Raw genomic sequence first — 8193 nt, forward strand, 5'->3', positions numbered from 1 at the left:
CATGGTGGCCGAGACGCGTTGGGCGGCAATGGTTATTCGGTGATCCTCGACGCGGCGCTGCTGTTCGGCGACGACCCGTACCGGTATCCGAAACACCTGCCCAAGGTCAACGCCACCGGCGGGCCGGGCGGAAAGCCGAGCTGTGGCTCGCTGCCCGACCCCAGCGCCAACTTCCCGGTGCGGGCGCTGGTCACCGATACCGGCTGGGGGGCGGCGCCGAACGAGATCCGCACCAACGTGGCCGCGGGTAATCCCTGGTGGGCCAACTGGTTCCCGACCACCAAGAACCCTCCGGAAGGGCCTCGCTACTTCTGGCGCGGGGGGCAGCCGCCGCCATGAGAAGGAAACTATCCAGCATCATCCTGCGGGTCGGCAGCTTCACGGCGATCTGCTTGCTGTTCACCTTTGCGCTGGTCGCGGTGTTCGGGCAGTTGCGGTTCGAGGACCGCACCGGCTATCGCGCCATCTTCACCAACATCTCCGGGCTCAAGTCGGGCAACTTCGTGCGGATCGCCGGGGTGGAAGTCGGCAAGGTCGGCGACCTGAGCCTGCACCGTGACGGCACCGTCACCGTCGACTTCGAGGTGGACAAGGGCGTTCGGCTCAGCGAGGGCACCAAGGCCGTCGTGCGTTACGAAAACCTGATCGGTGACCGCTATCTCGCGCTCGAGGAGGGTCCGGGGCCACCACGCCGGCTGCCGCCGGGGGCGACCATCCCGCTGGCCCGGACGTCGCCCGCGCTCGACATCGACGCGTTGATCGGCGGTTTCCGTCCGTTGTTCCGCGCCCTGGACCCCGATCAGGTCAACGCCCTGTCCGGTCAACTGCTGCGAATCTTTCAGGGGCAGGGCGGGACGCTGGCGTCGGTGCTGTCACAAACCTCGATACTGACCTCCACCCTGGCGGGGCGCAGCGAGCTGATCGGCCAGCTGATCACCAACCTGAACACGGTGCTGCACACCTTCGCCACCCGCGATCGCGAGTTTTCCGACGGCGTGGACAAGCTGGCCCAGCTGGTGGACGGGCTGGCCCAGCGCAGGAACGACATCTCCACCGGCCTCGCCTACATCAATGCGGCCGCGGGTTCGATCACCGATCTGCTCGCCCAGTCCCGCCAGCCGATCAAAGACGTTGTCCACGAGACGGATCGCGTGTCGGGGCAGGTGCTTTCCGACAAGGAATACGTCGACAAACTGCTCAAGGATCTCCCGGACATCTACCAGGTGCTCGCCCGGCAGGGCCTCAACGGTGACTACTTCGGTTTCTACTTCTGCGAGGTATTGCTCAAGCTGAACGGTAAGGGGGGCAACCCGATCTTCGTCAAGCTGTTGGGCCAGCCCAGCGGGCGGTGCACGCCGCAATGAGGCTGAAAATTCCCAAGGTCAAATCCGGCGACCAGCGAAACCCTTTCGTGCTGGGCGTGATGGGAACCGTCATCCTGGCATGCGTGACCATCGTCGCCTTCCAGTACAACAAGCTGCCGTTCATCAAGAACACCGACGACTATGCGGCCTACTTCTCCGAGGCCGGCGGCATCAAACCCGGTAACACTGTGCGCGTTTCGGGCATGGGCGTGGGCCGGGTCTCCGACCTTCGCCTGGAGGGCACCAAGGTCCGGGTGGGTTTCACCGTGCACAAGGGCGTCGAATTGGGCGACCGCACCGAGGCGGCGATCAAGACCGAAACCATACTGGGCGCCAAGATGCTCGAGCTGACGCCGCGCGGCGCCGGGAAGTTGTCGGGCACCATTCCGTTGGAGCGCACCACCTCGCCGTATGAGCTGCCCGACGCCCTTGGCGATCTGACGACAACCATCAGCGGCCTGGACACCGCCCAATTGTCCACGGCGCTGAGCACATTGGCGAACACCCTCAAGGCGACACCGGCCAACCTCAGGCCCGCTTTGGAGGGCGTCGCGCGGTTCTCCGACACCCTCAACGGTCGCGACGCGCAGCTACGCAGCCTGCTGGGCAACGCCAACAAGGTGTCGACGGTGCTGGGCAAGCGCAGCCAGCAGATCGCCGGACTGGTGGCGAATTCCAACGCGCTGCTGGCGGCCCTGCTGGATGAACGAGATTCGCTGGACGCGTTGATGAACAACCTGACCGCGGTGTCGCATCAGATCTCGGGGCTGGTCAACGACAACAGGACCCAACTCAAACCCGCCCTGGACAAGCTCAACGGCGTACTGGAGATCCTGGACAACCGCAAGGAAGACATCCAGAAGACGCTGCCCAAGTTCAAACGGTATGCGATGTCCTTTGGCGAATGCCTGGGTTCGGGACCGTTTTTCAAGGCCTACGTCGCCAACCTGGTGCCCGGCCAGATCGGCGGCCCGGTGCTCGACGCGGACATGTACGACCGATTCCTGGACCCCAACCAGAAGCTGCCGTCGGAGGTGGTGGACCCGCCCACGGGCACCCCGCCGGTGCCGCCGGAGAACGCACCGGTGCCGCTGTGGTCGCAGCCACCGTCGCCCCCGCCGTCCACCCCGCCCATCCGCACTATTCCGCCGCCCTCGCCCCACGATTTCGATTCGCCATGAACATCAGTCGGGGCACCCTACAGAAGGCGACCGCCGCCACCCTGATCCTGACGCTGGTCGTGGCGTCGTTCGTGGTCGGCAACAAGCTGTGGAAAGACGTCGAAAAGAATACGTACTCGGCGTATTTCACCGAGGCCAACGGTCTGTTCGTGGGTGACGAGATTCGCATCCTCGGCGTCGCCGTCGGCGTGGTCGATAAGATCGAGCCCCAGCCCGGCAGTTCCAAGGTGACGTTTTCGGTCGACAAGCAGTATTCGATCCCCGCGGATGCTCGCGCCGCGATCCTGTCGCCATCGCTGGTGACGTCGCGGGCTGTCCAGCTCGTCCCGGCGTACTCCGGCGGCCCGAAGCTGAGCGCCGGCGCCTCGATTCCCCTGAGCCGCACCGCGGTTCCCGTCGAATGGGATGACTTCCGCAAGCAGCTGGAGAAGCTCACCGACGCCCTGCAGCCCACCAGCCCGGGCGGGGTCAACTCCGTCGGCGAGTTCATCGACTCGGCGGCGGACAACGTGCGCGGCCAGGGCGACACCGCGCGCGACACCGTGCTCAAGCTTTCCGAGGCGATCTCGGCGCTCGGCGATCACGCCGACGACATCTTCAGCACGGTGCGTAACCTGCAACTGCTGGTGTCCGCGCTGTACTCGAGCAGCGATCTGCTGGCCTCGTTCAACCAGAACCTGGCCGGCGTGACGACGCTGCTGTCCAACACCCCCAACGAAGTCGGCAACGCGTTGAAGTCGCTGGACGGCGCGCTCACGGACGTGCGTGATTTTCTGGCCGAGAACCGCGAAGCGGCGGGCGTCACCTTCGACCGATTGGGCTCCATCACCACGGCGCTCAACGACAGCCGCGGCGATATCAAGCAGATCCTGCACATCGCCCCGACGGTGTTTCAGAACTTCTTGAACATCTACCAGCCGGCCCAGAGCGCGATGACCGGCATCCTGGCCCTGAACAACTTCGCCGACATCCCGCAGTTCATCTGCAGCTCGATCGAGGCGGCGTCGCGGGCGCGCCTGGCGCGGGTGTCGAAGCTGTGCCTGCAGTACCTCAACCCGATCATCAAAAACCGTATCTACAACTACATTCCGGCGGGAATCAACCCGTTCGTCGGGACGCAGGCGCGGCCCAGCGAGATCACCTACAGCGAGGACTGGCTGCGGCCCGGGTACACGCCGCCGCCCCCGCCTGAGGCGCCCGCGCCGCCGGATGGCGAGCCCGCGCCGCCTCCCGAGCAGCCGGCGCCGGCCGACCAGCCGCCGCCGACCGAGGCCCCGCCCGCGCCGCCGTCGAACACGACCAGTTCGATCGAGGTGCTACAGAACCTGATGCTGCCGACGGGGCCCTCATGAGGCGCGCTGGGGCCGCGGTCCTGGGGCTGATATGCGTGGTCGCCCTGTCCGCGTGTGGTTGGCGCGGCCTGAACTCCTTCAGGCTGCCCGGTACCGCCGGCGGGGGGCCGGGCTCGTACACGATCCAGGCGCAGATGCCCGATGTGGTCACCATCCAGGAGAACACCCGGGTCCGGGTGGACGACGTCAACGTCGGCAACGTCACCAAGATCGAGCTGCAGGATTGGCATGCCCTGGTCACCATGCGGATCAATGGCGACGTGCACCTGCCGGCCAATTCGACCGCGAAGCTCGGGCAGACCAGCCTGCTCGGTTCGATGCATATCGAACTCGCGCCGCCCAAAGGTGAAGCGCCAGTAGGCCAACTCAAGGCCGGGTCGGTCATCCCGTTGTCGCGCGCGAGCCTGTATCCCACTACCGAGCAGACACTGGCGTCGGTGTCGATCCTGTTGAACGGTGGGGGCATCGGCCAGCTGCAGGAAATCACGCAGGCGGTCGCCAGGGCGTTCGCCGGCCGCGAGAACGACATGCGCAGTCTGCTCAACCAGATCGATGAGTTCATCGCGCGCACCAATGATCAGACCGACGACATCATCTCCGCCGCAGAGAATCTCAACTCTCTGGTCGGCCAGGTTGCCGCGAACGACACGGTCGTGGACAAGGCCTTGACGTCGGTGCCCAAGGCGCTGGACGTTCTGGCCAAGGAGCGCACCAAGATCGCCGACACGATCGATCAGGTCGGCAAATTCAGCGCGATCGCCGCCGACACCATCCACCAGAGCAGGGAATCGCTGGTGAACAACCTGCGCAACATCGCGCCGGTGCTGCGCTCGCTCGCCGATGCCGGCCCCTCCCTCACCAAGGGTCTGGACGGCCTGGCGACCTACCCGTGGCCGGCATCCACCGTGCGGAACTGGTTCCGCGGCGACTACGCCAACCTCACCCTGATCGTCGATCTGACGTTGAGCCGCATCGACCAAGGGTTGTTCACCGGCTCGCGCTGGGAAGGCAACCTCACCCAGCTCGAACTGCAGTGGGGTCGCACCATCGGCATGCAGCCGAGCCCGGTCACCGGGGGTAACCCGCTGACCTATCCGTACCATTTCGGGGGATACTGAATGCTTCGGTTGAATCGCCGGACGTGGATCCAGTTGTCAATCCTGACGCTGGTGACCGTCGTCTCCTGTGGCGCAATGGCATTCAACTTCATGAAGCTGCCTGCCACGTTGTTCGGGATCGGGGAGTACAAGGTCACCGTCGATCTGCCGCAATCGGGTGGTCTCTACGAGACGTCGGTCGTCACCTACCGCGGCACCGACGTGGGACAGGTCAAGTCGGTCGACGTCACCGCCACCGGGGTGCGCGCGGTGCTGGCCATGCGATCGGGAGTCAAGGTGCCCTCCGACGTGCAGGCGTCGGTGCACAGCCGATCCGCGATCGGCGAGCAGTACATCGAACTGACCCCCGGCAAGGACGGCGATGGTTCCCACACGTTGCGAGACGGCGACGTCATCACCGCCGGACATGTCGACGTGCCCGTCGACATCGGGCACCTGCTCGACCTGACCAACCGTGCGCTGCAAGCGATTCCACGCGACAACCTGCGCACGGTGATCGACGAGACCAATCGGGCGGTCGGCGGCCTCGGTCCGGAGTTGTCCCGCATCGTCGACGGCTCGACCGCGTTGGCCATCGCCGGGGGTCGCACCGTCGACCCGCTTGCCGCCCTCATCGACCAGTCGCCGGCGGTACTCAATTCGCAGGTGCAGACATCCGAGGCGATCGCCACGTGGGCCGGCCACACCGCGGCCATCATGGCGCAATTCAAGGCCCAGGACGCCGCGGTGCGAGACCTGTTGACACAGGGCACTTCCGGCGTCGAGGAGGGCCGCGCGATGCTGGACCGGGTGGCGCCGGCGTTGCCGGTGCTGTTCGCCAATCTGGTGAGCCTGGGCGACATCGCCGTCGTCTACCGCCATGACATCGAGCAACTCCTGGTCCTGCTCCCGCAGGGCATCGCGGCCATGGCGGCCATCATCGTGCCCAGCTCTAACACCAAGCAGGAGTACCGGGGTGCCCAGCTGGACTTCAACCTCAACCTCAACCTGCCGCCACCGTGCACCACCGGCTACCTGCCGCCGCAGCAACGCCGCTCACCGGCCAGCGTCGACGCGCCAGACCGGCCGGCCGCGGACCTGTTCTGCCGGGTGCCGCAGGACTCGGAGTTCAATGTCCGTGGGGTGCGCAACATTCCGTGCGAGAGCAAGCCGTGGAAGAGGGCGCCCACGATAGAGCTGTGTGAAAGCGACGAGGAGTACGTGCCGCTCAACGACGGCTACAACTGGAAGGGCGACCCGAACGCCACCACTACCGGCCAGGGCGTGCCGCTCTACCCGCCGGGGCAGGATCCGCGGCTGCCACCACCGCGTGGCACCGCCGCGGCGCCCGCGGCGCCGCCCCCGCCGCCCGCCGTCGCGACCTATGACCCGGCCACCGGCGACTACATCGGGCCAGACGGCCGCCGCTACACCCAATCGGACCTGGCCCACCCGCGTGCCAAGAACTGGCAACAACTACTTGTCCCGCAACCCTGACAGTTTTAAGGAGCACCATGGCGGACAAACCCGAAATTCCTACGACGGAGGAAACCGTCGACGAGCCAACGGCAATCGACGTCGCCGAGGACCTCGACGCCGCCGAAACCGAGCAGGCTGAAAAGCTGCACGCCGAACACGCCGACGGTGATGAGAGTCCGGTCGCGGGCCGGTTCGCGCGGTGGCGCGAGCGTCTCCAGCGGCGGCGGCTGTCGCGCGTCGGGACGGCGTTGGTGGCCAGCGCCGTCATCGTGGCCGCACTGGCCGGCCTGAGTGGTTGGCTCGGATACCGGGCCTACCAGAAGCACGAGGCGCAGGCCCGGCAGAACCTGTACGTTGCGACGGCCCGGCAGGGCGCGGTGAACCTCACCACGATCAACTACACCCAGGTCGACGCCGACGTGCAGCGCATCCTCGACCTGGCCACCGGCGCATTCCGCGACGACTTCGAACAGCGGGCCAAGCCGTTCGAGGAGGTCGTCAAGGCCGCACAGTCGAAATCGGAAGGGACGGTCACCGATGCCGGACTGGAATCCCAGCGCGGCGACTCCGCCCAGGTGCTGGTGGCGGTCGCGGTGAAGTCGCGCACCGCCGGCGGTGAAGAGGCGCCCCGGGAATGGCGCATGCGCATCGAGGTCCGATCGGTCGGCGATGACGCCAAGGTCTCCAATGTGGTGTTCGTGCCATGACGACACTGAACGAGGACGTGAAAGTCGATACGGCCGACGAGGAACTGGACCCGGCAACCAAAGACGCACACCAGGAATCGGAGGTCACCGAGCCGGAAGAACCGTCCACCGAGGCGCAACCGAAGGCCGAGCGGACCAGGCGGCGCATCGGGTGGCCGCAGGTGTTCGCCTACGGCGTATTGCCCGGCCTCGCATTGGTGTTGGCGCTCGGCGCGGGCTACCTCAAGTGGTCGGCCGGGGCGGCCGATGATCTCGCCCAGGCCCGCACCGAATCGGTGCAGGCCGCCCGCGAAGACGCCATCGCATTGTTGTCCTATCACGCCGACACGGTGGACAAGGACCTCGCCGCGGCGCGCGAACGGCTGACCGGTGAGTTCAAGGACGCCTACGGCGAGCTGACGCGTCAGGTCGTCGTTCCCGGTGCGAAGGAGAAGCACATCTCGTCGGTCGCCAAAGTCAATGCGGCGGCGTCGGTTTCGGCATCTGAAACCCATGCCGTGGCGCTGGTGTATGTCGACCAGACCGTGACCATCGGTGCGGGCGCTCCCACCGACACCCAGCCCGTTGTGCGGATGACCCTGGACAAGGTCAACGGCCGATGGCTGGTTTCGCGCTTCGACCCGGTGTGACCCGAGGAATCGTGATGGAAGTATCGGTACGCCGCTGCGCCCGGGTGCTGCCCGTCGGCGTGGTGCTGTTGGGGACAGCCACTGTGGCGGCCCCGGCCGCGCACGCCGACAACAAGCGGCTCAACAGCGCGGTGGTGTCGGCCGTCTACACCCTGCAGCACCAGGCGGGCTGCACCAACGACGTCGTCAGGAACAACGCCCTCACGCTGGCCGCCGAATGGCACGCCGATGACATGATCAACAACCGAAACATCAACGGCGACATAGGCTCGGACGGTTCCACGCCGCAGGACCGCGCCAACGCCGCCGGCTTCCGCGGCCGGGCCGCCGAGACCGTGGCGATCAACCCGGCCATCGCGATCAGCAGCCTGGAACTGGTCAACC

General features: G+C 66.3%; 9 protein-coding genes. All 9 read left to right on the forward strand.

What is annotated here, in order from left to right; all coding sequences use genetic code 11:
• The coding region (locus tag A5624_RS14530) for an MCE family protein (protein WP_197505155.1) at positions 1-339 on the forward strand (339 nt) is incomplete at its 5' end.
• Positions 336-1364, forward strand: a complete 1029-nt coding sequence (locus A5624_RS14535; RefSeq protein ID WP_066867280.1) for an MCE family protein — start codon at positions 336-338, stop codon at positions 1362-1364. The genes A5624_RS14530 and A5624_RS14535, both read left to right, overlap by 4 nt.
• Positions 1361-2545 carry an MCE family protein gene (locus tag A5624_RS14540; RefSeq protein WP_156749017.1) on the forward strand — a complete coding sequence of 395 codons (1185 nt, stop codon included), beginning with the start codon at positions 1361-1363 and terminating at the stop codon, positions 2543-2545. The genes A5624_RS14535 and A5624_RS14540 overlap by 4 nt, the downstream gene beginning before the upstream one ends.
• Positions 2542-3897 (forward strand): MCE family protein, encoded by a 1356-nt coding sequence (locus A5624_RS14545; protein ID WP_066867282.1) that lies wholly within the window; start codon positions 2542-2544, stop codon positions 3895-3897. Before A5624_RS14540 ends, A5624_RS14545 begins: the two co-directional genes overlap by 4 nt.
• A complete protein-coding gene (locus tag A5624_RS14550; RefSeq protein ID WP_066867284.1) occupies positions 3894-5015 on the forward strand; it encodes a virulence factor Mce family protein in 1122 nt (373 codons plus the stop codon). Before A5624_RS14545 ends, A5624_RS14550 begins: the two co-directional genes overlap by 4 nt.
• Positions 5016-6491, forward strand: a complete 1476-nt coding sequence (locus A5624_RS14555) for an MCE family protein (protein ID WP_066867286.1) — start codon at positions 5016-5018, stop codon at positions 6489-6491. It begins immediately after the preceding gene.
• A 17-nt stretch (positions 6492-6508) separates the two neighbouring features.
• The gene (locus A5624_RS14560; RefSeq protein ID WP_066867288.1) at positions 6509-7180 is read left to right on the forward strand and encodes an Mce protein; all 672 of its coding nucleotides are present in this window, start codon (positions 6509-6511) and stop codon (positions 7178-7180) included.
• Entirely contained in the window at positions 7177-7809 is a 633-nt protein-coding gene (locus A5624_RS14565; protein WP_066867290.1) for a hypothetical protein, read from the forward strand. Before A5624_RS14560 ends, A5624_RS14565 begins: the two co-directional genes overlap by 4 nt.
• Before the next feature lie 14 nt (positions 7810-7823).
• Positions 7824-8193 (forward strand): CAP domain-containing protein (locus tag A5624_RS14570; RefSeq protein ID WP_066867292.1); only part of this gene is annotated, 370 nt, incomplete at its 3' end.

The organism is Mycobacterium sp. 1482292.6, assembly GCF_001672995.1.
GTDB lineage: Bacteria > Actinomycetota > Actinomycetes > Mycobacteriales > Mycobacteriaceae > Mycobacterium > Mycobacterium europaeum_A.